The following is a 26,382-nucleotide window of genomic DNA, read 5'->3' as shown; positions in this document are numbered from 1 at the left end:
GATGGCCTTCGATACCGGCCCGATTATACCGGCCGATGCGGCGCGCGCCCGTGGCGGCGGATTCGAAAAATGCGGGCCGGACGGCCCGCGTGGCCGACCTGCGTTCCATCCCGATGTCGATGCGGCCGCGCTCGCGCGCCGCCGCGCGGCGGCGTCACTTGCCCGCGTCGTCGTCGGGCGGCTGCGAGATCCCGAACACCTGGCGCAGATACGCGAGATACGCCTTGTCGTCGCACATGCTCTTGCCCGGCGAATCGGACAGCTTCGCAACCGGCTGACCGTTGCAGCGCACCATCTTGATGACGATCTGCAGCGGCTGGTAGCCGAGATCGTTGGTCAGGTTCGTGCCGACGCCGAACGCCAGCTTGCAGCGGCCGCGGAATCGTTCGTACAGCTGCATGACTTTCGGGACGTCGAGCGCGTCGGAGAACACGAGCACCTTCGTGCGAGGATCGCAGCGGTTCGCCTCGTAGTGCTTGATGAGCCGCTCGCCCCACTCGAACGGATCGCCCGAGTCGTGGCGCGCGCCGTCGAAGAGCTTGCAGAAGTACATGTCGAAGTCGTTCAGGAACGCGTCCATCCCGTAGACGTCGGACAGCGCGATCCCGAGGTCGCCGCGGTATTCCTTCGCCCACATCTCCAAGCCGTAGATCTGCGAATCGCGCAGCCGCGGGCCGAGCGCCTGGCACGCCTGCAGATACTCGTGCGCCATCGTGCCGAGCGGCGTGATCTCGTGCGTCATCGCGTAATGGACGTTGCTCGTGCCGGCGAACTGCGCGCCGAGTCCGTCCTGCAGCGTGCGCAGCACTTCCTCGTGCCAGACCTTCGAGAAGCGGCGGCGCGTGCCGTAGTCGGCGATCTTGCAGTCGGCGAATTCGGGCTGCGCGCCGAGCCGCTGGATCTTCTCGCGCAGCCGCTCGCGCCCTTCGCGGTAGTCCGGGCTGCGCTGCGTGTTGCGGAAGTACACCTCGTTGACGATCGCGAGCACCGGGATCTCGAAGAGGATCGTATGCAGCCACGGCCCCTTGATCTCGATGTCGATCTCGCCGCCGCCCTTCGGTGACGGCGAGATCGAGATGTACTTCTCGTTCAGATGGAAGAGCGCGAGGAAATCGACGAAATCGCCCTTGATGAAGCGCAGCCGGCGCAGGTAGTCGAGCTCGGGGTCGGTGAAGCGCAACTCGCACAGCGAGCGCACTTCGGCGCGGATCTCGTCGATGTACGGCACGAGATCGACGCCGGGCGTCCGGCATTTGAAGCGGTATTCGACGCTTGCGGCCGGAAAATGATGCAGGACGACTTGCATCATCGTGAATTTGTACAGGTCGGTATCGAGCAGCGAAGTGATGATCATGATTCCAGACTGCCAAAATCGAGACGGAGCCCGAGCGTTTGCGCGCCCTGCGCGCCCGCCCTCCGGGTTGACGCATGTTACCCGAATGCGGCGCGAATCCGTGCCGAAACGCCCGGCGCACCGCGCGATCCGCCATAAACTAATCACGAAACGGTATAAGCGGGAAAGTCGAGCGCGCGATGCGGGTTTGACGCATCAGTTACAATGCCGCTTTTGGCGCCACTCGCCGCCCCATACATACCTAGATACCGCCGCAGGAGCGTTTTGAATGACCCACGTTGTGACTGAAGCGTGCATCAAGTGCAAATACACGGATTGCGTCGATGTATGCCCTGTGGACTGCTTCCGTGAAGGCCCGAATTTCCTCGCGATCGATCCGGACGAGTGCATCGACTGCGCGGTGTGCGTCGCCGAATGCCCGACCAACGCAATCTACGCGGAAGAAGACGTGCCGGGCGACCAGCAGCAGTTCACCGAACTGAACGCCGACCTCGCGAAGGCCTGGCCGTCGATCACGAAGACGAAGCCCGCGCCTGCCGATGCCGACGAGTGGAAGGATGTGCAGGACAAGCTGCACCTGCTCGAGCGCTGATCGCACGCGCTACCGGGGCGCGGTCCGGCACCGCACGACGCATGCCGATGCTCAAAGGTATTGACAGATCGGCCAGCGCCTCATAAAATCCCATTTCTCTGCTGTTTGTTCCCCGATAGCTCAGTCGGTAGAGCGCCGGACTGTTAATCCGTAGGTCCCTGGTTCGAGCCCAGGTCGGGGAGCCAAGAATTGCAAAGGCCCGTTGCATACGGGCTTTTTCATGGCCGCCATCATTTTGCTGTCCCGGGCGTCAAGCATGCCGAATCGTTTTATTCCCCGATAGCTCAGTCGGTAGAGCGCCGGACTGTTAATCCGTAGGTCCCTGGTTCGAGCCCAGGTCGGGGAGCCAGCTTCGAAGGCCCGTCGTTCGCGACGGGCCTTTTTGCTTTTCTCTTCCGGGTTTTTCGTCGCGTCGCGCACCGTCTCGCCGGCGCCGGCATGCTAGAGTCGTGCACTGCTTCTCGCCACGTCCCCAGATTCGCCACCGATGAAAAACCGTGACTTCGCTGTCCTCGCGACCTGCGCCGCTCTCTTCTCGCTCGCCTCGTCGGCCGCGCGCGGCGAGGAAGTCGCGAGCGTCAACACCAATTTCCGCCTGACAGGTTCCGACCGCGTCGTCGTCGAGGCGTACGACGACCCGCTCGTCAACGGCGTCACCTGCTACGTGTCGCGCGCCCGCACGGGCGGCATCAAGGGCACCCTCGGCCTCGCCGAAGATCCGACCGAGGCATCGATCGCGTGCCGGCAGGTCGGCCCGATCCGCTTCACCGAGCCGCTCAGGCAGCAAACCGACGTGTTCAGCGAGCGGATGTCGTTCGTCTTCAAGACGCTGCACGTCGTGCGCGTCGTCGATAAGAAGCGCAACACGCTCGTCTATCTGACCTACAGCGACCGGATCGCGACGGGCAGCCCGAAGAACAGCGTGACCGCGGTGCCCGTGCCGGCCGGCACGCCGATTCCGGTCAGGTAACGGGCGCGCCCGCTTCGGTCGACGTCCGCCGCCGTCATGCGCTCCGAATACCCGCGTGAGCATGTCCGCTACTGGCGCACGCCGCGGCTGCCGGATGCGGATTTCGTCACGGCGACCTATCGCGACCACGCGTTCGCGCCGCACTGGCACGACGCCTACACGATCCCCGTCATCGAGGCGGGCGCGGAGCGCTACACGTGCCGCGGCGGCGCCTACGTCGCCGACACCGGCTCGATCCCCGTCATCAATCCGGGCGAGATCCATACCGGCTCGCGCGCGGCCGAAGACGGTTGGCGCTATCGCGTGAGCTACGTGCCCGTCGACTTCATCCGCGCGCTCGCCGACGAGATCGCCGGCAAGCCGCAGCCCGCGCCTTGGTTCAGGCTCGACGTCATCCACGACGCGGATCTTGCCGCACGGCTCGTCGTCGCACACCGGCTGATGGAGGCAACCGGCACGACGGCGCCGCGCGCGGCGGCCGATCGTGCGGATCATGCGCGGCTTGGATCAGACCTTGCGCCGGCCGGCGGCGGCGGCGCTTCGGCTTCGCCCGTCGCGGGCGGTCCGCCGTGGGGCGCGATCTCGCCGGACGGCGATCCGCTGTCGGCCGAAACCGCGATGCTCGATGCCTACTCGACGCTGATCGCCCGCCACGCGGGCAATCGCAGCACGCCGCGCGACGTGGCCGCCGACCATCGGCGCGTCGACGCGATGCGCGAGCGGCTCGCCGTCGATCTGTCCGAAACCGTGACGCTATCGGACGTCGCACGAGCGGCCGGATTGTCACCGTTTCATGCAGCGCGCCTGTTCTCGCGCGCGACCGGCATGCCGCCGCACGCGTGGCGCAACCAGTTGCGCCTGCAGCGCTCGCTCGCGCCGCTGCGCGCCGGCGCGAGCGTCGCCGACGTCGCCGCCGCGTGCGGCTTCACCGATCAAAGCCACTTCACCCGCCATTTCAAACGGATGTTCGGCGTGCCGCCCGGCCGCTGGCGGCCGTCGTAGCGCCATCGCGCCGTAACGCAGGCACACAGCGGCGAAGCAAGAACGTACAAGCGGACGCGCGGCCGGCCCGACTATCCTCCCCCGTAGAGGAGGTAGCCGTCTTGTCCCAGTCCCGACCCACTCATTCCCCGCCCGGCCGGCTCGGCGAATTCGCCGCCGGCGTGCGCGACACTATCCCGATGATGATGGGCGCCGCCCCCTTCGGCGTGATCTTCGGCACGCTCGTCACGACCGGCCCGCTCGCGCCGTGGCACGGCGAGCTGATGTCGCTCGCGCTGTTCGCCGGCTCCGCGCAGTTCATCGCGCTCGGCCTGATCGCGGGCGGCGCGAGCTACGCCGTCGTGCTCGCAACGACGTTCGTCGTCAACCTGCGTCATCTGCTCTACAGCGCGACGCTCGCGCCGTACGTCGCGCACCTGCCGCTGCGCTGGCGGGCGGCGCTCGGCGCGCTGATGACGGACGAGGTGTTCGCCGTCGCGTACGCGCATTACCGCCGCGCCGAGCCTGGCGCGACAGGGCCGTATCACTTCTTCGGTTCGGGCATCGCGATGTACGTGAACTGGCAGATCTGGACGATCGCGGGCCTGCTGTTCGGCGCCGCGTTCCCGCGCCTGCAGTCGCTCGGTCTCGATTTCGCGATGGCGGCGACGTTCATCGCGATCGTCGTGCCGCAACTCGCCGCGCTGCGCTACCTCGCCGCCGCCGTGACGGCCGGCGCCGTCGCGTTCTTCTGCCGCGCGTGGCCTTACAAGCTCGGACTGCTCGCGGCCGTCGCGGCGGGGGGCGCGATCGGCGTCGCGCTGACCTGGCTGAACGGCCAGCGTGCTCGCCGCCGCGCGGAGGCCGCATCATGCGCTACGCGCTGCTGATCGTCGGCATGGCGGCGCTCACGTACGCGATCCGCACGACGCTGTTCCTGCTCGGCGACCGCCTCGCCTTCCCGCCGCTCCTGCTCGCCGCGCTGCGCTTCGTGCCGGTGACGGTGCTGACCGCGATCGTCGTGCCGATGACGATCGCGCCGCACGGTGGCGACGCGGAGCTGACCTGGCGCAATCCCCAACTCGTCGGCGGCGTCGGCGCGGCGCTCGTGTCCGCCGCGACGCGCCGGCCGCTCGTCACGATCGCAGCCGGTCTCGCGATGTTCTTTTTCTGGCAGGGAATCGTGCTGCCGCACGGCTGGCTGCCCGGCTAAGCCCTCTGCATCGTCGGGCGCGGCATCGGCGCGCACAGGCCTCAAGTTCTCGCGCGGGCAGCCGTTAAGAGGATGAAGCCCCGCGCCCGGCGACGGGATGTCCACCGATGCAACCCGACGGCGCGACGACCGGCGGCCCGCCGGCCGATCCGCAGCGCCGACGCGCGGCCTGCCCACGTCGGCTGTGCGCGGGCGAAAGCGCCGGTCAAGCCGACCGGCATCGAGCATCGAGATAGACATGGGCCAGATCACTCTCACCCTGAAAGACGACACCGTCGCTTCCTTGCGCAAAGACTTCGACGCGTTCGTGCGCGTGTCGCTCAAGCTCGATCCGCAATTCGTCACGCCGTCGTTCGAGGATTTCCTGCGCGCGAAGCTGCTCGACAGCATGGTGCCGCTCACCGAGCACGCGGTGCAGCGGCTGCTGCAAGGCGGCCAGTATGCGTGGGCGAAGCGCACGCTCGACAAGGAGTTTCCGGATGTCCTCGCGATCCTGATCCGGCAGGCGAGCGAATTCGGCTTCGGCTTCGCGTCGCGTTCCGAATGGACGCCCGACGAGCTCGCGAAAGCGTGCCGCGACTGGGCGGCCGCCGTCGTATCCGGCGCGCAGGGCGACGCGGCGCTCGTCGATCCGCTCGCCGCACAGATCAAGGCGGCCGTCACCGACATTCAGACGCTCGAGGAACGGATGCAGACGCCCGCGTGGCGGCTCGCCGAATCGCTGCGGCAACGCGTGTACGAAGCGAAGCTCGCGTGCGAGATGAACGTCGGCAGCGTCGCGCGCGAAAAGCTCGGCGAGCTGCGCGGCCTGCTCAGGCTCGGCATCGCGCACGGCTCGTTCCAGAAGCAGGAAGCGCAGCAGATCATGGAATACCTGCGGCTCCTGAAGCCCGAGATCTTCATCGAGGAGCCGTACGACGTCTTCACGCGGATCGCCGCATGGCTGCGCAGCGTGTTCATGGTCGCGACGCCCGCGCGCGGCGCGCAGAATGCGTCGCAGCCGCAGGGCCGGCGCCGCCCATAACGCGCGGCGCGCTCGCCGAGTCGCGCAGATTCGCATGCGCGCAACGAAAACGAACCGCACAAACGAAACGGCCCGGGCCGCATGATGCGGTCCGGGCCGTCGTCCATCGGTCGGTGCTCGGCGCGTCGGGCGGGCCTTCCGGGGCGAACCACCCGCGCGCCAGCCGACAACGCTTGCTTACTGGCTCGCGCCGGCCTTCACGCCGCCGTTGACGGACAGCGAGCCGTTCGCACCGCCCGCGACGCCCTTCGCGAGACCGCCCGCCGCACCCGCAACGCCGCCGACCGCATTGCCGGCCGCGCTCGTCGCGCCGTTCACGACGTTGCCCGCTGCGCTCGTCGTGCCATTGACGACGTTGCCCGCCGCGCTCGTCGCGTCGTCGGCCATGCCGCTCGCCTTCGTCTTCGCATCGGCGCCGACTTCGGCCGCTTCGTCAGCCTTCGCCTTGGCCTTGGCTTTCGCGTGCTTCACGTGCTTCTTCGCCGAATGCTTGGCGGCGTTCGCCGCCGCTTCCGGCGATGCCGCCACGTCGCCGCCCGCGTTCAGCTGCGCGCTTGCGCCCGCCTGCTGGCCGAGCACGCCGGCCGAGCCGCCGACCGAACCTTGCGTCGCCACGCCGGCCGTCTGCGCGAAAGCGGTCGTCGCCATTGCCGCCACCGCGGCACCGATCAGCATTGCACGAATCTTGGACATTGCAATTCTCCTCAACAAAGTCGTTGGAACGGCTTACCTTCGAAGGTCGCCGCTATGGGCCCGCCGCAACATGCAGCGAGTCCGTGTACAGACCGGCCGATTTCGTTCGCGGTTCGCCGTTCTCGACAACTGTTACCCACCGTTTCAATTGCTGACGAGTTCGACACACTCGCTTACATGCGACGGCTTCGCACGCGCGCAACCCTGAAAACATTTGACGCCGACCTTACACCGCGAGCGCCGCGCTTCGCTTATGATGCGATGCCGCCGTCGAGCGGCGCGCTCTCTTTTCCCGTTTTCACTGCCATGCCCAATCTGGATTTCACGCTGACCGGCGAATTCGTCGAACTGCATAATCTGCTCAAGCTCACCGGACTCGCGGACAGCGGCGGCTCGGCGAAGATGATCGTCGCGTCCGGCGCCGTGACGGTCGACGGCGCGGTCGAGCTGCGCAAGACCTGCAAGATCCGCGCGGGCCAGGTCGTACTGTTCGGCGACACGCGCATCGCCGTGCACGACGCGCCGTAGCGAGCCCTTGTCCGCCGTAAGGCCATCGGCGGGCCTCATCGACAGCGCTCGCGGAAACTCGTAAGCTGATCGTTTCCCAAAAATAAGCAATGCGCGGGCAGGCCGCCCGTGCGAACGCGTCCCATGTCGCCTACCGGTTTCACGCGAGCGGCCGCCGCGCCGCCGCCCACCCTGTCCCGTCATGCCGCCGATACGGCGCGCCTCGCCGCGCCGCTCGCGATCGCGCAACTCTCGCAAATGGCGATGAGCGTCACCGACACCGTGCTGCTCGGCTCGCTCGGCCCCGACGCGCTCGCGGCGGGCGGCCTCGGCGCGAATCTGTTCTTCGTCGTCGTCACGCTGCTGCAGGGCGTGCTGACGTCGGTCAGCGTGAGCGTCGCGCACGCGCGCGGCGCGAAGGCCGAGCATCGCGTGCCGCACATCTACTGGACGGGCTTCGCGCTGTCGCTGCTGCTCGCGCTTCCGGCGTTCGTGCTGCTGTCGTTCGCGGAACCGCTGCTGCGCGCGTTCGGCGAGCCCGAGACGCTCGCGCGCAACGTCGGCGAATACGCGGCCGTGCTGCGCTTCGCGGCGCCCGGCAGCCTGATCGGCGTCGGGCTGATGCGCTCGTTCCTGCCCGCGATCGGCGCCGCAAAGCGGCTGCTGTGGGTGTCGCTCGCGGGCGTCGGCATCAACGCGTTCCTCAACTACGGCCTCATTCACGGCGCATTCGGGCTGCCGCGGCTCGGCTTCCTCGGCTCCGCCACCGCGACGTCGATCACGATCTGGCTCACCGCGCTCACGCTCGTCGCGCTGCTGCACGGACGGCCGACGTTCAAGCACTTCGTCGCCGCCACGCGGCCGCGGCTGCCGCTGATGGGCGAGCTGTTCGGCATCGGCTGGCCGGTCGCGATCACGTACGGCGTCGAGTCGACGCTCTTCCTCGCGACGGGCTTGACGGTCGGCGTGCTCGGCGAGTCGTCGCTCGCCGCGCACCAGATCGCGCTCAACGTCGCGTCGGTCGCGTTCATGGTGCCGCTCGCGATCGGTCAGGCGGCGAACGTGCGCGTCGGCTACTGGGCGGGCGCCGGCGCGCCCATCGCCGCGCGGCACGCGGGCTTCGTCGCGCTCGGGCTCGGCATCGCGTTCATGTCGCTGTCGGGGCTCGCGCTGATCGTCGCGCCGCATGCGATCGTCGGTCTCTATCTGAAGCTCGACGATCCCGCGAACGCGCACACGGTCGCGCTCGCGACGTCGCTGCTCGGGATCGCCGCCGTGTTCCAGATCGTCGACGGGATGCAGACGGTCGGCTCCGGCTGCCTGCGCGGCCTGAAGGACACGCGCGTGCCGATGCTCGCCGCGACGCTCGGCTATTGGGGCATCGGCTTTCCGACCGGCTACTGGTTCGCGTTCCACGCGGGCCTCGGCGCGCGCGGGCTGTGGTGGGGGCTCGCGGCCGGGCTCGCGAGCGTCGCGGCGCTGATGACGTGGCGGTTCCATCGGAAGAGCGCGGCGCTCGGCGCGCGTGCGGGCGCCTGAGCGCCTGAAGTTCGCGCTTCGGCGTCGGCGCGGACGAACACGACGACAATGGACCGCATAAGCGGTCGTTCGGAGCAGCGAGCCGTCATATGCCGGTTTCGCCGGACGTTGCGGGATGATCGCGCACCATCGCGTCGCGGATCAACCGACGCGCGCCCCCGCGCCCGTCGTCGCCATCGAATCGAGTCGTGACGATGGATTGCGTACGCGTCGAAAAATCGATGGACGTCACCGGGCATCGAGTTCGCCCTCCCCTCGTGCCGCGCCATGCGGCGCGACCGTGCCCGCCCTGCGCCGCACGCGCCGCGACTTGCGTTCGTCACGCAATGGCGAACGTCGCGACGCTCGTGCGCACCGCCCTCCCCGGATTCCCCCACGCATCGATCTCCGATGACGCGCGACGCGGCACGAAATCGCGCGCGGCGCTATGCTTTGCGGTCTAAGGACGCCGTCGCGAGAACGGCTCCGTCCCCGCATGCGCATTGCGTCGCGCCCGCGCGGCGCCCCCTCTTCCGAAGGAGCAATCATGAGCGAAGCAGTACGGATGGAACGCGACACGTTCGGTGAAATCGCAGTGCCGGCGGCCCGGCTATGGGGCGCGCAAACGCAGCGCTCGCTGCAGAACTTCAAGATCTCGACCGAGAAGCAATCGCCCGAGCTGATTCACGCGCTCGCGCTGATCAAGCGCGCGGCGGCCGCCGTCAATCTCGAGCTCGGCGTGCTCGCGCAAGACAAGGCGAGCGCGATCATCGCCGCCGCCGACGAGATCGTCGCGGGCCGGCATCCCGACGAATTCCCGCTCGCGGTCTGGCAAACGGGTTCGGGCACGCAGACGAACATGAACCTGAACGAAGTGATCGCCAATCGCGCGAGCGAGCTGCTCGGCGGCGAACGCGGCGAACGCGGCGAACGCGGCGAGAGCCGCAAGGTGCATCCGAACGACGACGTCAATCGCGGCCAGTCGTCGAACGACGTATTCCCGACCGCGATGCACATCGCCGCCGCGCGCGCGATCGTCTCGCATCTGCTGCCCGCGCTGCGCACGCTGCGCACGACGCTCGACGCGAAAGCGGCCGCGTTCGCCGACATCGTGAAGATCGGCCGCACGCACCTGCAGGACGCGACGCCGCTCACGCTCGGCCAGGAGTTCTCCGGCTACGTCGCGCAGCTCGATCAGGGGATCCGCCACGTCGAAGCGGCGCTGCCGCATTTGTACGAGCTCGCGCAAGGCGGCACGGCAGTCGGCACGGGGCTCAACGCGCATCCGCGGTTCGCCGCGCGCGTCGCGGCCGAGATCGGCCGGCTCACCGGGCTGCCGTTCGTCAGCGCGCCGAACAAGTTCGAAGTGATGGCCGCGGCCGACGCGCTCGTGTTCGCGCACGGCGCGCTGAAGACCGTCGCCGCGAGCCTGATGAAGATCGCGAACGACATCCGCTGGCTCGCGAGCGGCCCGCGCTGCGGGCTCGGCGAGCTGTCGATCCCGGAGAACGAGCCGGGCAGCTCGATCATGCCGGGCAAGGTCAATCCGACCCAGTCCGAAGCGGTGACGATGCTGTGCTGCCAGGTGTTCGGCAACGACGTCGCGGTGAACTTCGGCGGCGCGAGCGGCAATTTCGAGCTGAACGTGTTCCGGCCGATGATCGCGCACAACGTGCTGCAATCAGTGCGGCTGCTGGCGGACGGCGCGCAGAGCTTCAACGATCACTGCGCGGTCGGCATCGAGCCGAATCGCCCGCGCATCGACGCGCTTCTGAACGAATCGCTGATGCTCGTGACGGCGCTCAATCCGCACATCGGCTACGACAAGGCCGCACAGATCGCGAAGAAGGCCCACAAGGAAGGCACGACGCTCAAGGCCGCCGCGCTCGCGCTCGGCTACGTGACCGAAGCGCAGTTCGACGAATGGGTGCGGCCGGAGAAGATGGTCGGCAAGGACTGACGACGACGCGCGACGCACGGCCGGCGGTTGACGTGGCCGATGTCGCGCGTGCTTGCGATATTCGAGCGCGGCGGCGGCAGGTCGGGGGCGGATGCCGGGTTCGATCGTCGCCGCTCGATCGTCGCTGATTGATCGTCACCGCTCGAACGCTGCTTGGATCGGCCCTGCAATCTCGCTCCCGCTCGCGACACGCAATCAAGCGCCTTCGGGCAACAAGCAGCACATGTGCGGCGCGGCAGGCTTCGCATGCTGCATCGCCCATCGCATCGCGCCTCGCCGTCGCCAACGAAAAACGCCGCGAGCGATCGCGGCGTCTTCGCATCGATGCGCCCGGCGTCCCGCGTTCACGCGCCCGTTCGGACGCGCGACGAACGCCGATACGCGCTCACACTTCCCCTTTCGCGACTTCCTCGGGCTTGAGCTCGACGATCTTGTCTAGCGCGCTCCGCACGTCCATCGCATATTGCGCGAGCCGCTTCTGCTCGTCGGTAACGGGCTCGAACGGCGGCACCGGCACCGGGTTGCCGTTCTCGTCGACCGCGACGAACACGACGAGGCAATCGGTCGTCTGGCGCAGCACGCCGCCCTTCGGATCGCCCGCGTGCACCGACACGTGGATGTGCATGCTCGTGCGGCCCGTCGCGACGACGCGCGCCTTCAGCTCGACGAGATTGCCGACGAGGATCGGCCGCTGGAAGCGGATGTTGCCGACGCTCACCGTCACGCAATAGCGGCTCGACCAGATCGCCGCGCACGCGTACGCGGTCTCGTCGATCCATTTCATCAGCGCGCCGCCGTGCACCTTGCCGCCGAAGTTCACGGACGTCGGCTCGGCGAGGAAGCGGAAAACGGTCTCGGTGCGATCAAGCGGCGCGGGGGGCGTGGCGGGCATCTCGGCTGGCTCCAGTTCTGCGGCGTGGCGGGAAAGGAGACGATTATACGTTGCGCTGCGACATAGCGCCGCGCCCGCCATGCGGGCCACGCGCGCGGCGCGGGAGCGGCGCTTGCCCGCTTTCGGCGTCGCGCCGTCAGTTGCGGATCGTCACGCCCTGATCGATCGTGCCGTACATCTCGATGCGGCCGGTGCCGGCGCCGGATACGCCAGCGCCGCCGTACGCGCAGCCCGCGCAGAGGATGGCGGCAATGAGGGTTGCAACAAGCGTTTTCATCGCAGGAAGCATTATCGAGCGGCCGGCGTGCCGCGACGGCGCGCCGACGAATCATCGGACGTCGCATTTTACGCGCGCCGCCGTCGCGGGCGCGAAAGCCGAAACGAAAGTCAGAGCTAAAGCGCGCGGCGCAGCCACGCACACAGCGGATCGCATTCGATATTTCGCCCCGAACTGAAACATCGAATGCGATCCGCGCCTACACTCGAAGCCATCTCCCCTCCGAGGTCCGACGATGTCCGTTTCCGATCGCCACCACCACTTTCCCGGCCTGAGCCGCCTCGGCGCGCTGCTCGCCGACCCCGGACGCGCCGCGATGCTCTGGGCGCTGATGGACGGCAGCGCGCGCCCCGCGGGCGAGCTGACGATGATCGCCGGGCTGTCGCCGTCGGCGGCGAGCGCGCATCTCGCGCGGCTCGCGGACGGCGGCCTGCTCGCGCTCGACGTGCGCGGCCGCCATCGCTACTACCGGATCGCGTCGCCCGACATCGCCGCGGCGATCGAGGCGCTCGCGAACGTCGCGCAGGCGGCTGCGCCACAGCGCCCGACCCCGCAGCCGGCGCGCACGGTGCCGCCCGACATGCGCTACGCACGCACCTGCTACGACCACATGGCGGGCGAGCTCGCGGTGCAGGTGTTCGAACGGCTGATGTCGCGCGGCTGGCTTGCGACGGCGAACGGCGCGCTCGACGCGACCGCCGCGGGCGCCGCGCAATTCGCGCAATGGGGCATCGACGTCGGCGGCCAGCGCGCGAAGCGCCGCCGCTTCGCATGCACGTGCCCGGACTGGAGCGAGCGCCGTCCGCACCTGGGCGGCGCGCTCGGCGCGGCGCTCCTCGACAGCTTCTGCCGGCACGGCTGGATCGAGCACGCGGGCAAGCCGCGCGTACTGCGCGTGACGCCCGCCGGCCAGCGCGAATTCGACGCGCTGCTTACCGGTGAATGACGCGCGCTTTCATCGTTCTGACGAATTCCCGTGCGCCGACAAGTCTTGTTACAGCACGTCAAATCACATAACAAAACGACCGTCTCTGAAACATGCCAAGCGGATAGAGTGGACTCATACGGCGCGTGCCACGCCGGACACAACAGAGACAATGATGACCATGCTTGCCGCTCGTAATCCGCTTGCGCTTTCGCGCATCGCCCGTCACACGCTCATCGCGCTCGCCACGCTCGCCGCGCTGCCGCCGGCCATCGCTCAGGCCGTTGACGCGCCGCCCGCCGGCGTCGCCCGGCAAACGGGCGGCGATCCGCCGAGCCGCGTCGCGCGCCTCAACTACTTGTCCGGTGCCGTGACGACCGAGCCCGCGGGCGCGAGCGACTGGTCGTACGCGGCCGTCAACCGCCCGCTCACGACGGGCGACCAGTTGTGGAACGACTCGGGCGCGCGCTCCGAGCTGCACATCGGCTCGACCGCGGTGCGCCTCGGGCAGTCGACGAGCCTGTCGATCCTCAATCTCGACGACACGAACACGCAGCTCAAGGTACCGCTCGGCACGCTGTCGACGCACGTGCGCGAGTTGCCGCCCGGCACGTCGTACGAGATCGACACGCCGAACCTCGCGCTCGCCGTCGGCGCCCCCGGCGACTACCGCGTCGACGTCGCACCCGACGGCTCGAGCACGACCGTCAGCGTGCGGCGCGGCAGCGCGACCGTCTACGGCGACGGCACGCAGATGCCGGTATCGGCCGGCCAGCGGGTCGTCTTCACGGGCACCGGGCTGCAGGTCGCGGACACGGGCGCCGCGCCGCCGCCCGACGGTCTCGACGACTGGGCCGCGAGCCGCGACGCCGCCGAGGAACGCTCGGTGACGGCCCGCTACGTGTCGCGCGAAGTCCCCGGCTACCAGGATCTCGACGCAAACGGGACGTGGCGCGACGACCCCGATTACGGCGAAGTGTGGGTGCCGAGCGCAGTGCCCGCCGGCTGGGCGCCGTACCACACCGGCCACTGGATCTGGCAAGCGCCGTGGGGCTGGACCTGGGTCGACGACGAGCCGTGGGGCTTCGCACCGTACCACTACGGCCGCTGGGCGTATGTCGACGACTCGTGGGCATGGGTGCCGGGCCCGCTCGTCGTCAGTGCGCCGCCGTGCTACGCGCCTGCGCTCGTCGCGTTCGTCGGCGGAGGCGGCGGCGGCTTCGACTGGAGCGTGGGCCTCGCGGTCGGCGGGATCGCGGCGGCGGGCGTCGCATGGTTCCCGCTCGGCCCGCACGACCCGTGGCGGCCGAGCTGGGGCGGCTGGAGCCCGCACTACTACCAGCACGTGAACCAGACGGTGATCGTGAACAACGTCAACAACATCAACGTCAACAAGACGGTGAACGTGACGAACATCACGAACATCCACAACACGTACGTGAACTTCCGTGCGCCGAACGCGGTGACGGCCGTGCCCGCGACCGCGTTCGTCCATGGGCAGCCGGTGTCGCGCTTCGCGCAGAAGGTCGATCCGCAGCAATGGCGCAACGCGCATATCGGCTCGGGCGCGCCCGGTGTCGCACCGGTGCGGCAGAGCTTCAACGGCGCGCTGCGCAGCGCCGCGTACCGGCCGCCCGCGGCCGCCCAGCAGCGCTCGATCGTCGCGACGCGCAACCCGGTCGTGCCGGCCGCGTATCGCGACAAGCTCGCCGCGCATCTCGCGCAAAGCGGCGCGCGGGTGCCGGGCGCGGGCGCGCCCGTCGTGAAGACCGCCGTGCCGCCGAACTATGCGATGCGGCCCGTGCGCTCGCCCGAAAACACGGGCGCGCCGAACCGCTGGGCGATGCGCAACGTGCAACTCGTCGACACGCATGCGCCCGTCGCGCAGCCAGGACGCGGACCGCAAGGCGGCGTCGGCAATCCGGCCGCGCGTGCGGGCGAACGGCCGCAGCCGAACATGCCGCAGCCGAATGCGGCCCAGCCGAATGCCGCGCGGCCGAACATCGCGCGTCCCGGTATCCCGCAGCCGGGCGTCGCGCAGCCGAACGCGCCGCACGCGCCCGTCGTTCCGGGCGCGACCGCCGGGCCGCAAAACGCGATGCGGCCGAATGCCGCGCCGTCGATCAACAACGGCGTGCCGCGGCCGCCCGCGGCCGGCAACAACCCGGGCGCGCGCAATGAAGCACGCGCGCCGGGCGAAGCGCAGCGCCCGCAGCCGTCGTGGACACAACCGCATCCGCCGATCGGGCAGCAACGCGCGAACGGCGGCCAGTCGCGTGAGAGCGGCACGCCGAATCCGCCGCTCAATTACCGGTCGCCGACGCAGAACGCAGTGCCGCCGATCCGTTCGACGCCAACGCCGACGCACGCCGCGCCGCAGCCCGCCGAGCGCGCACAGCCGCAGCCGGGCTCGCCTGCGCCGCGCAACGAAATGCGCGCTGCCGAAGCGCCGCGCGCCGCACCGCGCGAAATGCCGCGCCAGGAAGTCGCGCCGCCCGCGCCGCGCAACGAATATCGCGCGCCCGCCCCTGCGCCGCGTCCGCAAATGGAAGCCCCGCGGATGGAAGCGCCGCGGATGCCGGCTCCGCGCATGGAAGCGCCGCGGATGGAGCCGCGTCCCGCGCCGCCGCCGCCGCAAGCCGCGCCGCACAGTCCGCCGCCCGCGCCGCGCCAGGAGCCTCCGCGCCAGGAGCCTCCGCGCCAGGAGCCTCCGCGTCAGGTGCGTCCGGATCAGCAGCATGGCTTCGATGCACATCGCGACGAGCGTCGGCACGCATGAACGGGCCGGCCGGCACCAACAAAAAAACCCGCGAAATTCGCGGGTTTTTTTGTTGGTCGGACGACGAACGAGCGGCGCGTCGCCCGCGCCGCTCGTTCGCTCAGACGGCCATCGGCGCAGTCAGCGGCTCGTGATGGCGATAGCCGACGAGCGAGAAATCCGACGGCTCGACGCGCTCGAGCCACTCCGGCTCGTACTTGCCCGTCTTCGCGCAATCGGGCACGCGCTCGGCGATCTCGAGCCGCGGGCTCTCGAACGGCTCGCGCTCGAGCTGCTGCTTCAGCATGTCGAGCTGATTCTCGTAGATGTGCGCATCACCGATGAAGTACGTGAACCAGCGCGGCGTGTAGCCGGTCAGCCGGCCGACGAGCGTCAGGAGCGCCGCGCCTTCCGCGAGGTTGAACGGCGTGCCGAGCCCGACGTCGTTGCTGCGGATGTACAGGCACAGCGAGATCTCGCGTCGCTCGACGTTCGGCAGGAACTGGTACAGCAGATGACACGCGGGCAGCGCGATCTCGTCGAGCACCGCGGGGTTCCAGCCGTGAAACAAAATGCGGCGGCTCGACGGATCGCGCACGATCGTGTCGAGGCAGTCGCGCAATTGATCGATCGCCTTGTGGAGCAGCACCTTGCGCGCGCCGTCCTCTTCGAATCGAGCGACGACGCGAAAGCCGCGCGACGTCGCATCGGCGATCTGCGCGTCGGCGTGCGCGTCGAGCACCTTGTAGCCCGGCCAGCGTCGCCACTGGACGCCGTATACGTCGCCGAGATCGTCGTCGCCGCGACGATACGGATTCGCGAGCCACTGCGCGTTCTCGTTCGCATTCGCGTCCCAGACCTTGCAGCCGAGCGCGCGGAAATCCGCCGCGCTGCGCTTTGCGCGCAGGAAACCGACGAGCTCGCCGATCGCCGACTTGAACGCGAGCTTCTTCGTCGTCACGGCGGGAAAGCCCTGCTGCAGATCGAAGCGCAGCATCGCGCCGGGCATGCTGATCGTGCGTATGCCCGTACGGTTGTTTTGCCAGGCGCCGGCGTCGAGAATGGTGCGAACGAGGTCGAGATACTGTTTCATGCGGGTTCCTCCGGCCGCGGAAAGCGGCCGTGCCCGCCATTTTAGCAAGGCGCGCGCTAGCAGGCCCGACGCAGGTCCTCGTCGCGCTTCGCGCGCGCGCTGCCGTCATCGCGCATCCCGTACGCGCAGAGCAGCCGATAGAGCGTCACGCGCGACACGCCGAGCTCGCGCGCCGCGTCCGCAAGCCGGCCGCGATGCCGCAGCAGCGCGATTTCGATCGCGTGCCGCTCGGCGCTCTCGCGCGCCTCCTCGAGCGACATCGGCGCGACCTCCGCGTAGTTCGACAGCTCGAGATCGGCCGCGCTGATCATGCGCCCTTCCGACATCACGATCGCGCGCCGCACCCGGTTGATCAACTCGCGCACGTTGCCCGGCCACGCGTAGTTGTGAAGCGCCGCGATCGCGTCCGGCGTGAAGCCGCGCAGCCGCCGGTGCGCATCGCCCTTGAAGCGTTCGAGCATGTGCTTCGCGAGGATCTCGATGTCCTTGCCGCGCTCGCGCAGCGGCGGCTCCTCGAGCTTCAGCACGCACAGGCGGTGATACAGATCTTCGCGGAAGCGCCCGTTGCGCAGCGCGACCTGCATGTCGACATGCGTCGCGGAAATGATCCGCACGTCGACCGAAATCGACGCATGTCCGCCGACGCGCTCGACCTTGTGCTCCTGCAGGAAGCGCAGCAGGCTCGCCTGGCTCTCGAACGGCAGATCGCCGATCTCGTCGAGGAACAGCGTGCCGCCGTTCGCGGCTTCGATACGTCCGATCTTGCGCTGGTTCGCGCCGGTGAACGCGCCGCGCTCGTAGCCGAACAGCTCGGCTTGCAGGAGCGTCGGCGGAATCGCGCCGCAGTTGATCGCGACGAAAGGCGCATTCGCGCGCGCCGAGCGCTCGTGAATCGCAACCGCCGTCAGTTCCTTGCCGGTCCCCGATTCGCCGGAGATAAACACGGGCGCGTCGGTCGCGGCGACCTTGCGGATCATCTTGAAGAGCGCAAGCATCGCATCGCAGGTGCCGACCATCTCGCCTTCGTTGCGCACGGTCGCGGCGGCGGGCGCGAGCCCTTCCGACAGCGTGACCATCCCGTACGCGTGGCCGACCGACTCGACGATGCGCTCACGCTCGTAAGGCACCGTCACGTAGTCGAAGCAGTAATCGCGCACGAGCCGGCGCACCGCCTCTTCTTCCATCTGCCCCCGTCGCGTCATCGCAATCCAGCCGACGTTCGGCGTCTTCAGACTCGCTTCGAGCTCGCGCAATTCGGCGGCCCCGACTCCGCACGAAAAATCGAGCAACCCGCCGGCGATCACGCCTCGTGCAGCGGAACGCCGCATCTCGCGCGGCGAATCGACAACGTCGACCTGCCATTCATGCTGGTCGAAACAACGTTGCAGATCCGCATTCGGACGATGGGAATAGTAAATGAGATGCCTTGCCACAACATCCATGACGCCACCCAGTCAATCGATTTGCGTCGCGCGGCCTGGCACAGGGGCGCGACGGAACCGAGCCGGGACCTACGAGAAGGACTCGGCTCGTCATTTTTCACTTCCACTGGAACTGCGTTCCCCGTAGATCGACGCTTGGCTCGAAAATCAAAGGCGGTGGTCACGGCCGCCCCTTTTTCGGATCTGTGTTGCTTCAGCCTACTGACAAGCGTACGACAAAGCAAATGAATTAAACCAACTTTTTTCAGCATCGGCTGCATCAAATCAATTGCATTCTTCTGCTGATATTCCGAAAGACTGTGTTTAACGATTTGCTTAATTCGTCGTGCGCTCGAATAGAAGATTAGATTAGCCCATCGATTTTTGAATCAGCGGTATTCCCGAGTGGCCGTTTCAAAGCTGAAACGTTTTGCTCGCGTTTGGCCGTACCCCGATTCGTCCGCGCATTCGGGCAGCCCATCCAGTCAATGGATTGCGCGCAGTGGCATGCATTTCGCTCGATCACCGACAAACCGGAGAGCCGTCATGCGCATCGCCGCCTGTCTTGCCTATCGACCGCATCCCATCGTCACAGCGCTCGCTGCATTGTTTGCGGTTTTGTCGCCTTTCGTCGTAATCGCGCACGAAAACGATACATATCGGCACGTCGTTACGCCGCCCGTGCACATCGCCGCGACCGAATGGATCGAGCGTTTCGTGCATGTCGATGCCGGCGTATTCGCGCGACAGCGGGAGCGCATGGCGGCTCCTGTTCCCGTCGCGACGCCGACGCCGCTCTTCGACCACAGCTCGGCCGTGACGCTGTGGGACGAGATCGGGCCGCCGACACCGCTGCCCGTGCCGTCCGACGCACAGCGCATGGTCCAAGGCAACGACGCGAGCTATACGAGGCGATGACGGACTCACATGCAAAGGGCCAGGCCCACCGCGACAAAACCACGCAATACGAAGAGGAGACGAGATGACCGTACTGCCCGACGCTTCGCAGCCGTCGTCGCGCCGCGCGTTGCGTGCCTTGCGGATCGGTTCCGCCGCCGCAATCGTGTGCGTCGAGCCGATGGGCGCGGTTCCAGGCAGCGCGGCCTGCGCACAGGCGATCGCATCGCGCGTCGCGCGTCGACATGCGTCGCATATTCGCGATGATCACGATCATCACGACATCACGGCCTCGCGCGCGCAGACACGCCGCACGAGCGCAACCGATGCGCGGAACACGGACGCCGCATCTCTTCCCGGTTCGAAGCACTCACGCATCTCCATCCGTCTCGCTCGGAACGGCGCATCGCATGCGACGACGAGCGCCGGATGCATCGTATTGCCGAACCCGCCGGGTTCGTCGCCCGCGCATCGGCATGCGGGCACAGCAGGTCTTCAGCGCCACAGCGTCGCAACCCGCACGCTGAGCGCCGAAGCGGAGACCGCCTCGGATAGCGAACTATCCGAGGCGGTCCCTAAACACGGAAGTCTGGGACAGTCGGCGGGGGGGCATGAATTGCAGCGGGCATTGCGTCACGGCGACGTGCTCGCGCATCTCATCGGAATCGTCCAGGTCGTCCAGGTAGCCGGAGTCGTTCATGCAACGGCAAACGTTTTGGTGCTCCGTCCCCCGGCGGGCACTCTTTTTGGGCAGAAGAATCCATCCATGTCGGAGCGTCTGATGAAGCGCCTACTCGTTGCAGCGGCGACGATGCTTGCGTCGGCAATCGGTTCCGCGTTCGCTTCGCCGCGCCCTCCCGCTCCACACGGAGCAACCGGCCTCGTGCCGCACGCGGACTTGTCCCGCTGGGTGGCGCATGCCGATCGCGTCGACGCAGCGCCCGACGGCCTCGCCGCGACGGCCGCCGACGATCGGCCAATCACGCGGGCGTCGAGCGTCTCGTGCGGCATGCGCCGTCACTGCGATTCGCATCGCACGCGATCCGCGCGCGATGTCGCCGGCGATGCGCGACTGCGCTCGCGCATCGCCGATCGAGGCCGCGCATCGCTCGCGGCATATCGATCGCCGTTCGTCGATTTGTCGTTCGATCGTTCGGGCAATCCGCCGCATGACGCGCACGAATCGACGTCGACGTCGACATCGAATCGCGCGACCGACTCGGGTCTCGGCGATCCGCAACACGCGCCTTCGATGCATGACGGCCGCTCGTTCGCCGCATTGAAGCGCGTCGTTCAGCCAAGCGATCCGGGTCGCGCGGCATGCGTCTCGACGAACGCGAATGATTCGGCTTCGGCGTACACGCCGAGACATTCGCCACGCATGCGCGACGCCGACCACGTGGCGACACGTCGCATCGTCGCGCCCGTTTTCCCGGCGCGGCGAGCGAGCGTACTCGTCGCGTCGGGCGTGCGCCGCGATGCGACGAGCGCAATCGGCAGCATCGCAACGAAGACCGCCGGCGATGCCGGCAACTGGTAAGACAATCACTCGCGATCGCCGCGCTGAAACGCAGCCGTCGACGACTTACGGGGGAATGCGCATCGCGCCGCCATGACCGCAACGCGACACGCAACGGGGGGGACCGACATGTCCGGGGAAACTGCGCCGACGCCCGCTCGGCCAGCCGCCGCGTTCGCGCCGCGCGTCGCGCGCGCGCACGCTCGATCGTCTGGTCGGCGATCGGCCGGGCACGGCCGACGACCACGCAACACGCCCGCGTCAGCCGACACGACGCTGCCGGCGCGCTTACGTTTTCCGTGCACCACGCGACACACATCGCGCTCGACGCCACGAACCCATCCCGACCGAATGCGCATATGCCGCATCGGCGCGCGAGCCGAGCGCAAGCCGACCGGCGTCGCCCCCCGCGCCGCGCGCCCGCTTCGGTCACTTCGGTCACTTCGGTCACTTCGGTCACTTCGGTCACTTCGGTCACTTCGGTCACTTCGGTCACTTCGGTCACTTCGGTCGCTTCGGTCGCTTCGGTCGCGATCGCCCCTTCGATACGCATCCGCCGACGATCGCGACGATCGCGACGATCGCGCCCGACAACGCATACGACGCGCCGCGAGCCGCCATCGGCGCTACGCATCCCCGACACGTTCCGAACAACATCCATGCAGAGGTGCATCGTGCACGACTTCCGTCCCTACTCCGATTGCACGCCACCTGGTCACGCCGCGCATCCCTCGGCCGCATCGACCGGCCCGACCGCGCACGAGCCGGTCATACGCCCGCTCGTCTACCTGTCGCGCACGCCCGACACGACGCTCGTCGAACATCTGCGCGCGCGGCACTGGAACGTGCACGTCGCGCGCTCGGCGACCGAAGCGGCGCGTCGTGTGAAGCCGAACCAGCCGCAGGCGGGGATCGCGGATCTCGACGGTTTCGCGCCGCGCGAGCTGTCGACGCTCGAATTGGTGCTACGGCAACAGCAGGTCGGCTGGATCGCACTCGCGGGCGACACACGCATCAACGATCCCGACGTGCGCCGGCTGATTCGCCAGTACTGCTTCGACTACACGCAAGGCCCGCCGCCGCACGCGACGATCGATTATCTTGTCGGCCACGCATACGGGATGGTCGCGCTGTGCGATCTGGATGGCGCGGCGGACGTCGCCCAGGCGATGGGCGACGAGATGGTCGGCGCATGCGACGCGATGCAGCAGTTGTTCCGATTGATCCGCAAGGTGGCCGCAACCGACGCGGCCGTGTTCATCTCCGGCGAATCGGGGACCGGCAAGGAACTGACGGCGGTTGCGATTCACGAGCGCTCGGCGCGCGCGAATGCGCCTTTCGTCGCGATCAACTGCGGCGCGATTCCGCCAACGCTCCTGCAAGCCGAGTTGTTCGGCTACGAGCGCGGCGCGTTCACCGGCGCGAACCAGCGCAAGATCGGCCGTGTCGAAGCGGCCGACGGCGGCGCGCTGTTCCTCGACGAGATCGGCGACATGCCGCTCGAAAGCCAGGCGAGCATGCTGCGCTTCCTGCAGGAAGGCAAGATCGAGCGCCTCGGCGGGCACGAGTCGATTGCGGTCGACGTGCGGATCATCTCCGCGACGCACGTCGATCTCGAAACGGCGATGCGCGAAGGCCGCTTCCGCGAGGACCTGTTTCACCGGCTGTGCGTGCTGAAGCTCGAAGAGCCGCCGCTGCGCGCGCGCGGCAAGGACATCGAAATCCTCGCGCATCACATCCTGCATCGGTTCAGGAGCGACGGCGCGCGCCGGATTCGCGGCTTCACGTCGTGCGCGATCGAAGCGATGTACAACTACCCGTGGCCCGGCAACGTGCGCGAGCTGATCAACCGGATCCGGCGCGCAATCGTGATGTCCGACGGCCGCCAGCTATCGGCTGCCGATCTCGATCTCGCGCCATACGCGACGCGCCAGGCGACGACGCTCGCCGAAGCGCGCGAGCGTGCCGAGCGCCAGACGATCGAAGCGTCGCTGCTGCGGCATCGCCACCGCCTGACGGAAGCGGCGGCCGAGCTCGGCGTGTCGCGCGCGACGCTGTATCGGCTGATGGTGTCGCACGGGCTGCGCGAGCTGTCATGGGGCGCCTCGCATCGGCCGGGCGCGGGCGACGCCGACGACGAAGCCGGGCACACGTGACGCGCGCGTTCCGCACACGCGGCACACGGCGCATGACGCGCGGCGAGCGAGGTGTCCGCCGCCGCGTGCGAAGCGCGCGAAGCGGCATTCGGACCGACGCGATGCAAACGCCGCCCATCCCGGCGCGCCGAACGAAGCAGGCACGGCGAGCGATGCGTCGTCGCACGCCGTGCGATCCGGTAGAATCGTGCCCTTCCGGCATCCTTTCTTCCCGTCATGACGACGCTGACCCTGATCGTCGCACGCGCCCGCAACGGCGTGATCGGCCGCGACAACCAACTTCCGTGGAAACTCCCCGAGGATCTCGCGTTCTTCAAGCGCACGACGATGGGCGCACCGATCGTCATGGGCCGCAAGACGCATGAATCGATCGGCCGGCCGCTGCCCGGTCGCCGCAACATCGTCGTCACGCGCGACGCCGCGCGGCGCTTCGACGGCTGCGACACGGTCACGTCGCTCGACGGCGCGCTCGCCCTCGCGGCGCGCGACGGCGCGGCCGAGGCGTTCCTGATCGGCGGCGCGCAGCTCTACGCGGAGGGCCTGCGGCACGCGGACAAGCTGATCGTCACCGAGATCGACCAGGACTTCGAAGGGGACGCGTCGTTTCCCGCGCCCGATCCCGCGCAATGGGAAGAGGTGTCGCGCGATGCGCATCGCGCGGCGGAGCCGAACGATTTCACGTACGCGTTCGTCGTCTACCGCCGCAAGCGCGCCGGTTGACGCGGGCGGCGGCGCGCTGCCGCGACAAGGACACCCCAAAAGACACGCCCCGTTCCGAAAAACGAGGGGTTCGTCAGCATTCTGAAACGCGGCTTGCCGTGGCGCTTTTTACTTTTGCGCGATCGAACCGATCGCGGCGCTCACTGCCCCGCGATCGTCATCTGCTCGATCAGCACCGAGCCCGTCGCCTTCGTCCCGCGCACGATCGAATCCGCGCCGATCGCGACGATGTGGCGGAACATCTCCTGCAGCGTGCTCGCGACGGTGATCTCCTCGACCGGATGCTGAATCTCGCCGTTATCGACCCAGAAGCCCGCCGCGCCGCGCGAATAGTCGCCCGTCACGTAGTTGACGCCCTGCCCCATCAGTTCCGTCAGCAGAAGACCCGTGCCGAGCTTCTTCAGCATCGCGTCGAAGTCGTCGGTCGGCCGCGTGAGCGCGCTCTTCAGCGCGATGTTGTGCGAGCCGCCCGCGTTGCCGGTCGTCTGCGTGCCGAGCTTGCGCGCCGAATACGTCGACAGGAAATAGCCCTCGACGACGCCGTCCTTCACGACGCTGCGCGCGCGCGTGCGAACGCCTTCCTCGTCGAACGGCGCGCTGCCCATCGCGCGCGGCACGTGCGGGTCCTCGACGATCTGCACATGCGGCGCGAACACCTCTTTGCCGAGGCTATCGACGAGGAACGACGTCTTGCGATACAGCGCGCCGCCGCTCACCGCCTGCACGAACGCGCCGAGCAAGCCTGCCGCGAGCGGCGCCTCGAACAGCACGGGCACCTTGCGCGTATCGAGGCGGCGCGCGCCCATCCGCGCGAGCGCACGCTCGGCCGCATAGCGGCCGACCGACTCGGGCGAAGCGAGCTCGTCCGCGCGTCGCTTCGACGTATACCAGTCGTCGCGCTGCATGTGGCGGCCGCTGCCCGCGATCGGCGCGCACGCGATGTAGTGGCGCGAGTACGGATAGCCGGCAAGAAAGCCGCGCGACGTCGCGAGCACGAACTGCGAGTGCTGCGCGGACACGCTCGCGCCCTCCGAATTGCGGATCTGCGGGCTGACCGCGAACGCGGCGTCCTCCGAGCGGCGCGCGATGTCGACCGCTTCGTCGGCCGAGATGCGCCACGGATGATAGAGATCGAGATCGCGCGGATCGGTTTCGAGCAGCTCGGCTTCGGCAAGCCCCGCCGCGTCGTCCTCGGCCGTGAAGCGCGCGATGTTGTACGCGGCCGCAACGGTGTCCTTCAGCGCGGCGGGCGAGAAATCCGACGTGCTCGCGTTGCCGCGCTTCTTGCCGATGAAGACGGTCACGCCGACCGTCTTGTCGCGGTTGTGCTCGATCGTCTCGACTTCGCCGCGCCGCACCGACACCGACAGGCCGTCGCCTTCGGAGATTTCGGTCGCGGCGTCGGTCCCGCCGAGCGCCTTCGCGTGCCGGAGGATGTCCGTCGCGATTTCTTTCAGTTCGTCCTGCGTGTGCGGGAAATAGTGCGCCTGGGCGTCGAGGTTTGCAGCCATCGTCGTGGTATCCGGTGGCGGGCGGTTCGCCCGCGTGTTTCAAAATGTGCGTATTCCGCGATCATAGCAAGGTCCGGCGCGGGCGACGCGGGTCCGCGAACGCGATGCGCGGCGTGCGGTGCGCGCCGCGATACAATGCCGCCCATGACACGCAAAACCCGCATCCAACCGATCGAGGACGCCGACCACGGCTACGATCGCCCGAGCAAATCCCAACTGAAGCGCGACATGCACGCGTTGCAGGAACTGGGCGTCGCCCTCGTCGAGTTGCCGAAGGACGCGTTCAAGCGCATGCCGATGCCGGAAGTTCTCGCCGATGCCGTGCGCGAGGCACGCCGCATCACCGATCATGAGGGCAAACGCCGCCAGATCCAGTATGTCGGCCGCGTCATGCGCTCGCTCTCCGCCGACGAGACGGCCGCGCTGCGGCTGGCGCTCGACACGCAGCGCGGCGTCAACAAGGCCGAGACGGCGCGCCTGCACTGGATCGAGCGCACCCGCGAGCAGTTGCTGGCGAGCGACGACGCGCTGACCGCGTTCATCCACGAGCATCCGGGCGCCGACGTGCAGGAAGGCCGCATGTTGATCCGCAACGCGCGCAGGGAAGCGCAGCAGGGCAAGCCGCCCCGCTACTTCCGCGAGCTGTTCCAGTGGATCAAGACGGCGAGCGGCGCGGCAGGCGACGCGGACGATTCGGCCGATCACTCCTCTTCTTCCGACGATGACGACGACGACGAAGCGTAACCCTCCCGACGAACTCGTGATCGGCCTCGTGTCGATCAGCGACCGCGCCAGCAGCGGCGTGTACGAGGACCAAGGCATTCCCGCGCTGAAGGAGTGGCTCGCGTCGGCGCTTGCGTCGCCGTGGCGGGCCGAGACGCGGCTCATCCAGGACGACGCGCCGACGATCTCGGCGACGCTCGTCGAGCTCGTCGACACGGCCGGCTGTGACCTCGTGCTGACGACGGGCGGCACGGGCCCCGCGCACCGCGACGTGACGCCCGAGGCGACGCTCGCGGTCGCAACGAAAGAGATGCCGGGCTTCGGCGAGCAGATGCGGCAGATCAGCCTGAATTTCGTGCCGACCGCGATCCTGTCTCGGCAGGTCGCGGTGATCCGCGAGACCGCGGATCACGCGGCGCTGATCGTGAACCTGCCTGGCCAGCCGAAATCGATCAAGGAAACGCTCGAAGGGCTGCGCGGCGACGACGGCAAGGTCGCCGTGCCAGGCATTTTCGCTGCGGTGCCGTATTGCATCGACCTGATCGGCGGCCCTTACGCGGAGACGAATCCGGCCGTATGCGCGGCGTTCCGGCCGAAAAGCGCGGTGCGCGCGCCGAAGTGATCGCCGCGGCCTCGCGACGCCCGCCCGCCTCCCCGGCCCGGCACCGCGACGCGCGG

General features: G+C 68.3%; 23 protein-coding genes, 2 tRNA genes and 1 pseudogene. 19 read left to right on the top strand and 7 right to left on the bottom strand.

The annotated features are described in order from the left end of the window. Window positions 1-154: 154 nt before the first annotated feature. Window positions 155-1,354 carry a nicotinate phosphoribosyltransferase gene (gene pncB / locus WS62_RS16660; protein WP_066572769.1) on the bottom strand — a complete coding sequence of 400 codons (1,200 nt, stop codon included), beginning with the start codon at window positions 1,352-1,354 and terminating at the stop codon, window positions 155-157. An 85-nt stretch (window positions 1,355-1,439) separates the two neighbouring features. Here pncB and WS62_RS38825 point away from each other — a divergent pair. The 9 genes and pseudogenes from WS62_RS38825 (at window position 1,440) to WS62_RS16620 (ending at window position 6,134) form a co-directional block, all read left to right on the top strand. Further along, a pseudogene (locus WS62_RS38825) lies at window positions 1,440-1,705 on the top strand (hypothetical protein). Beyond that, window positions 1,650-1,946 carry a ferredoxin FdxA gene (gene fdxA / locus WS62_RS16655; RefSeq protein ID WP_331460078.1) on the top strand — a complete coding sequence of 99 codons (297 nt, stop codon included), beginning with the start codon at window positions 1,650-1,652 and terminating at the stop codon, window positions 1,944-1,946. Before WS62_RS38825 ends, fdxA begins: the two are co-directional and overlap by 56 nt. Window positions 1,947-2,055: 109 nt before the next feature. Further along, a tRNA-Asn gene (locus WS62_RS16650) sits at window positions 2,056-2,131 on the top strand. Between the two features lie 88 nt (window positions 2,132-2,219). Then, window positions 2,220-2,295, top strand: a tRNA-Asn gene (locus WS62_RS16645). Window positions 2,296-2,433: 138 nt separating this feature from the next. Further along, window positions 2,434-2,916, top strand: a complete 483-nt coding sequence (locus WS62_RS16640) for a CreA family protein (protein WP_066572767.1) — start codon at window positions 2,434-2,436, stop codon at window positions 2,914-2,916. Between the two features lie 36 nt (window positions 2,917-2,952). Continuing rightward, on the top strand, window positions 2,953-3,918 hold the full coding sequence (locus WS62_RS16635) for an AraC family transcriptional regulator (protein WP_066572765.1): 966 nt from the start codon (window positions 2,953-2,955) through the stop codon (window positions 3,916-3,918). A 182-nt stretch (window positions 3,919-4,100) separates the two neighbouring features. Continuing rightward, window positions 4,101-4,787, top strand: coding sequence for an AzlC family ABC transporter permease (locus WS62_RS16630; protein ID WP_442855089.1), 687 nt, complete (start codon window positions 4,101-4,103; stop codon window positions 4,785-4,787). Next, window positions 4,769-5,110: an AzlD domain-containing protein gene (locus WS62_RS16625; protein WP_066572763.1), complete on the top strand. Its 342-nt coding sequence runs from the start codon at window positions 4,769-4,771 to the stop codon at window positions 5,108-5,110. Before WS62_RS16630 ends, WS62_RS16625 begins: the two co-directional genes overlap by 19 nt. Before the next feature lie 238 nt (window positions 5,111-5,348). Next, entirely contained in the window at window positions 5,349-6,134 is a 786-nt protein-coding gene (locus tag WS62_RS16620) for a DUF4088 family protein (RefSeq protein ID WP_066572760.1), read from the top strand. A gap of 177 nt (window positions 6,135-6,311) precedes the next feature. Here the strand turns inward: WS62_RS16620 and WS62_RS16615 are convergent, their stop codons facing one another. After that, complete coding sequence (locus WS62_RS16615) at window positions 6,312-6,827, bottom strand: hypothetical protein (RefSeq protein ID WP_066572751.1); 516 nt, start codon at window positions 6,825-6,827, stop codon at window positions 6,312-6,314. A 306-nt stretch (window positions 6,828-7,133) separates the two neighbouring features. Between WS62_RS16615 and WS62_RS16610 the strand changes: the two genes are divergently transcribed. From WS62_RS16610 to fumC, 3 genes are all read left to right on the top strand, one after another. Further along, on the top strand, window positions 7,134-7,355 hold the full coding sequence (locus WS62_RS16610; protein WP_066485599.1) for an RNA-binding S4 domain-containing protein: 222 nt from the start codon (window positions 7,134-7,136) through the stop codon (window positions 7,353-7,355). A 123-nt stretch (window positions 7,356-7,478) separates the two neighbouring features. Beyond that, complete coding sequence (locus tag WS62_RS16605; protein ID WP_066485365.1) at window positions 7,479-8,873, top strand: MATE family efflux transporter; 1,395 nt, start codon at window positions 7,479-7,481, stop codon at window positions 8,871-8,873. Window positions 8,874-9,399: 526 nt separating this feature from the next. Next, the gene (fumC, locus tag WS62_RS16600) at window positions 9,400-10,812 is read left to right on the top strand and encodes a class II fumarate hydratase (RefSeq protein ID WP_066572746.1); all 1,413 of its coding nucleotides are present in this window, start codon (window positions 9,400-9,402) and stop codon (window positions 10,810-10,812) included. A gap of 385 nt (window positions 10,813-11,197) precedes the next feature. On the opposite strand, the gene WS62_RS16595 is transcribed toward fumC, so the two are convergent. Both WS62_RS16595 and WS62_RS37455 read right to left on the bottom strand, forming a co-directional pair. Continuing rightward, window positions 11,198-11,704: an acyl-CoA thioesterase gene (locus tag WS62_RS16595; protein WP_066572743.1), complete on the bottom strand. Its 507-nt coding sequence runs from the start codon at window positions 11,702-11,704 to the stop codon at window positions 11,198-11,200. A 136-nt stretch (window positions 11,705-11,840) separates the two neighbouring features. Next, a complete protein-coding gene (locus WS62_RS37455; protein ID WP_197422857.1) occupies window positions 11,841-11,981 on the bottom strand; it encodes a hypothetical protein in 141 nt (46 codons plus the stop codon). Window positions 11,982-12,216: 235 nt separating this feature from the next. Between WS62_RS37455 and WS62_RS16590 the strand changes: the two genes are divergently transcribed. Next, window positions 12,217-12,927: an ArsR/SmtB family transcription factor gene (locus WS62_RS16590; RefSeq protein WP_066572741.1), complete on the top strand. Its 711-nt coding sequence runs from the start codon at window positions 12,217-12,219 to the stop codon at window positions 12,925-12,927. A 160-nt stretch (window positions 12,928-13,087) separates the two neighbouring features. After that, window positions 13,088-15,685, top strand: a complete 2,598-nt coding sequence (locus WS62_RS16585; protein WP_066572739.1) for a DUF6600 domain-containing protein — start codon at window positions 13,088-13,090, stop codon at window positions 15,683-15,685. Window positions 15,686-15,785: 100 nt separating this feature from the next. Here WS62_RS16585 and WS62_RS16580 read toward each other — a convergent pair whose 3' ends face one another. Next, window positions 15,786-16,757 (bottom strand): thymidylate synthase, encoded by a 972-nt coding sequence (locus tag WS62_RS16580; protein ID WP_066572738.1) that lies wholly within the window; start codon window positions 16,755-16,757, stop codon window positions 15,786-15,788. A 56-nt stretch (window positions 16,758-16,813) separates the two neighbouring features. After that, window positions 16,814-18,199: a sigma-54 dependent transcriptional regulator gene (locus WS62_RS16575; protein WP_066572737.1), complete on the bottom strand. Its 1,386-nt coding sequence runs from the start codon at window positions 18,197-18,199 to the stop codon at window positions 16,814-16,816. Between the two features lie 384 nt (window positions 18,200-18,583). Here WS62_RS16575 and WS62_RS16570 point away from each other — a divergent pair, with 384 nt between their 5' ends. The 3 genes from WS62_RS16570 (at window position 18,584) to WS62_RS16550 (ending at window position 23,470) form a co-directional block, all read left to right on the top strand. Continuing rightward, the gene (locus tag WS62_RS16570; RefSeq protein ID WP_231748322.1) at window positions 18,584-19,096 is read left to right on the top strand and encodes a hypothetical protein; all 513 of its coding nucleotides are present in this window, start codon (window positions 18,584-18,586) and stop codon (window positions 19,094-19,096) included. Between the two features lie 1,857 nt (window positions 19,097-20,953). After that, window positions 20,954-22,750 (top strand): sigma-54-dependent transcriptional regulator, encoded by a 1,797-nt coding sequence (locus tag WS62_RS16555; protein ID WP_156441017.1) that lies wholly within the window; start codon window positions 20,954-20,956, stop codon window positions 22,748-22,750. A 216-nt stretch (window positions 22,751-22,966) separates the two neighbouring features. Continuing rightward, window positions 22,967-23,470, top strand: coding sequence for a dihydrofolate reductase (locus WS62_RS16550; protein WP_066572718.1), 504 nt, complete (start codon window positions 22,967-22,969; stop codon window positions 23,468-23,470). Between the two features lie 140 nt (window positions 23,471-23,610). Here WS62_RS16550 and pmbA read toward each other — a convergent pair whose 3' ends face one another. Continuing rightward, the gene (gene pmbA / locus WS62_RS16545) at window positions 23,611-24,981 is read right to left on the bottom strand and encodes a metalloprotease PmbA (RefSeq protein WP_066572715.1); all 1,371 of its coding nucleotides are present in this window, start codon (window positions 24,979-24,981) and stop codon (window positions 23,611-23,613) included. A gap of 144 nt (window positions 24,982-25,125) precedes the next feature. Here pmbA and yjgA point away from each other — a divergent pair, with 144 nt between their 5' ends. Then, window positions 25,126-25,725, top strand: a complete 600-nt coding sequence (yjgA, locus tag WS62_RS16540) for a ribosome biogenesis factor YjgA (protein WP_331460077.1) — start codon at window positions 25,126-25,128, stop codon at window positions 25,723-25,725. Then, the gene (gene mog, locus WS62_RS16535; protein ID WP_082721027.1) at window positions 25,703-26,326 is read left to right on the top strand and encodes a molybdopterin adenylyltransferase; all 624 of its coding nucleotides are present in this window, start codon (window positions 25,703-25,705) and stop codon (window positions 26,324-26,326) included. Before yjgA ends, mog begins: the two co-directional genes overlap by 23 nt. Window positions 26,327-26,382 lie beyond the last annotated feature (56 nt).

Source organism: Burkholderia sp. ABCPW 14 (genome assembly GCF_001523835.1).
Classification (GTDB): Bacteria; Pseudomonadota; Gammaproteobacteria; order Burkholderiales; family Burkholderiaceae; genus Burkholderia; species Burkholderia mayonis.
The sequence above is the reverse complement of the archived record's forward strand: the minus strand, read 5'-3'. Positions and strand labels throughout refer to the sequence as shown.

What these genes read in the sequence shown, in the direction of transcription:
- WS62_RS16590 (WP_066572741.1), top strand. Translation starts at nt 12,217, where the DNA reads ATGTCCGTTTCCGATCGCCACCACCACTTTCCCGGCCTGAGCCGCCTC.
- WS62_RS16640 (WP_066572767.1), top strand. Translation starts at nt 2,434, where the DNA reads ATGAAAAACCGTGACTTCGCTGTCCTCGCGACCTGCGCCGCTCTCTTC.
- mog (WP_082721027.1), top strand. Translation starts at nt 25,703, where the DNA reads ATGACGACGACGACGAAGCGTAACCCTCCCGACGAACTCGTGATCGGC.
- yjgA (WP_331460077.1), top strand. Translation starts at nt 25,126, where the DNA reads ATGACACGCAAAACCCGCATCCAACCGATCGAGGACGCCGACCACGGC.
- WS62_RS16585 (WP_066572739.1), top strand. Translation starts at nt 13,088, where the DNA reads ATGCTTGCCGCTCGTAATCCGCTTGCGCTTTCGCGCATCGCCCGTCAC.
- WS62_RS16615 (WP_066572751.1), bottom strand. Translation starts at nt 6,827, where the DNA reads ATGTCCAAGATTCGTGCAATGCTGATCGGTGCCGCGGTGGCGGCAATG.
- WS62_RS16620 (WP_066572760.1), top strand. Translation starts at nt 5,349, where the DNA reads ATGGGCCAGATCACTCTCACCCTGAAAGACGACACCGTCGCTTCCTTG.
- WS62_RS16575 (WP_066572737.1), bottom strand. Translation starts at nt 18,199, where the DNA reads ATGGATGTTGTGGCAAGGCATCTCATTTACTATTCCCATCGTCCGAAT.
- WS62_RS16555 (WP_156441017.1), top strand. Translation starts at nt 20,954, where the DNA reads ATGCCGCATCGGCGCGCGAGCCGAGCGCAAGCCGACCGGCGTCGCCCC.
- fumC (WP_066572746.1), top strand. Translation starts at nt 9,400, where the DNA reads ATGAGCGAAGCAGTACGGATGGAACGCGACACGTTCGGTGAAATCGCA.
- pmbA (WP_066572715.1), bottom strand. Translation starts at nt 24,981, where the DNA reads ATGGCTGCAAACCTCGACGCCCAGGCGCACTATTTCCCGCACACGCAG.
- WS62_RS16610 (WP_066485599.1), top strand. Translation starts at nt 7,134, where the DNA reads ATGCCCAATCTGGATTTCACGCTGACCGGCGAATTCGTCGAACTGCAT.
- pncB (WP_066572769.1), bottom strand. Translation starts at nt 1,354, where the DNA reads ATGATCATCACTTCGCTGCTCGATACCGACCTGTACAAATTCACGATG.
- WS62_RS16635 (WP_066572765.1), top strand. Translation starts at nt 2,953, where the DNA reads ATGCGCTCCGAATACCCGCGTGAGCATGTCCGCTACTGGCGCACGCCG.
- WS62_RS16550 (WP_066572718.1), top strand. Translation starts at nt 22,967, where the DNA reads ATGACGACGCTGACCCTGATCGTCGCACGCGCCCGCAACGGCGTGATC.
- WS62_RS37455 (WP_197422857.1), bottom strand. Translation starts at nt 11,981, where the DNA reads ATGAAAACGCTTGTTGCAACCCTCATTGCCGCCATCCTCTGCGCGGGC.
- WS62_RS16595 (WP_066572743.1), bottom strand. Translation starts at nt 11,704, where the DNA reads ATGCCCGCCACGCCCCCCGCGCCGCTTGATCGCACCGAGACCGTTTTC.
- WS62_RS16625 (WP_066572763.1), top strand. Translation starts at nt 4,769, where the DNA reads ATGCGCTACGCGCTGCTGATCGTCGGCATGGCGGCGCTCACGTACGCG.
- WS62_RS16580 (WP_066572738.1), bottom strand. Translation starts at nt 16,757, where the DNA reads ATGAAACAGTATCTCGACCTCGTTCGCACCATTCTCGACGCCGGCGCC.
- WS62_RS16630 (WP_442855089.1), top strand. Translation starts at nt 4,101, where the DNA reads ATGATGGGCGCCGCCCCCTTCGGCGTGATCTTCGGCACGCTCGTCACG.
- WS62_RS16605 (WP_066485365.1), top strand. Translation starts at nt 7,479, where the DNA reads ATGTCGCCTACCGGTTTCACGCGAGCGGCCGCCGCGCCGCCGCCCACC.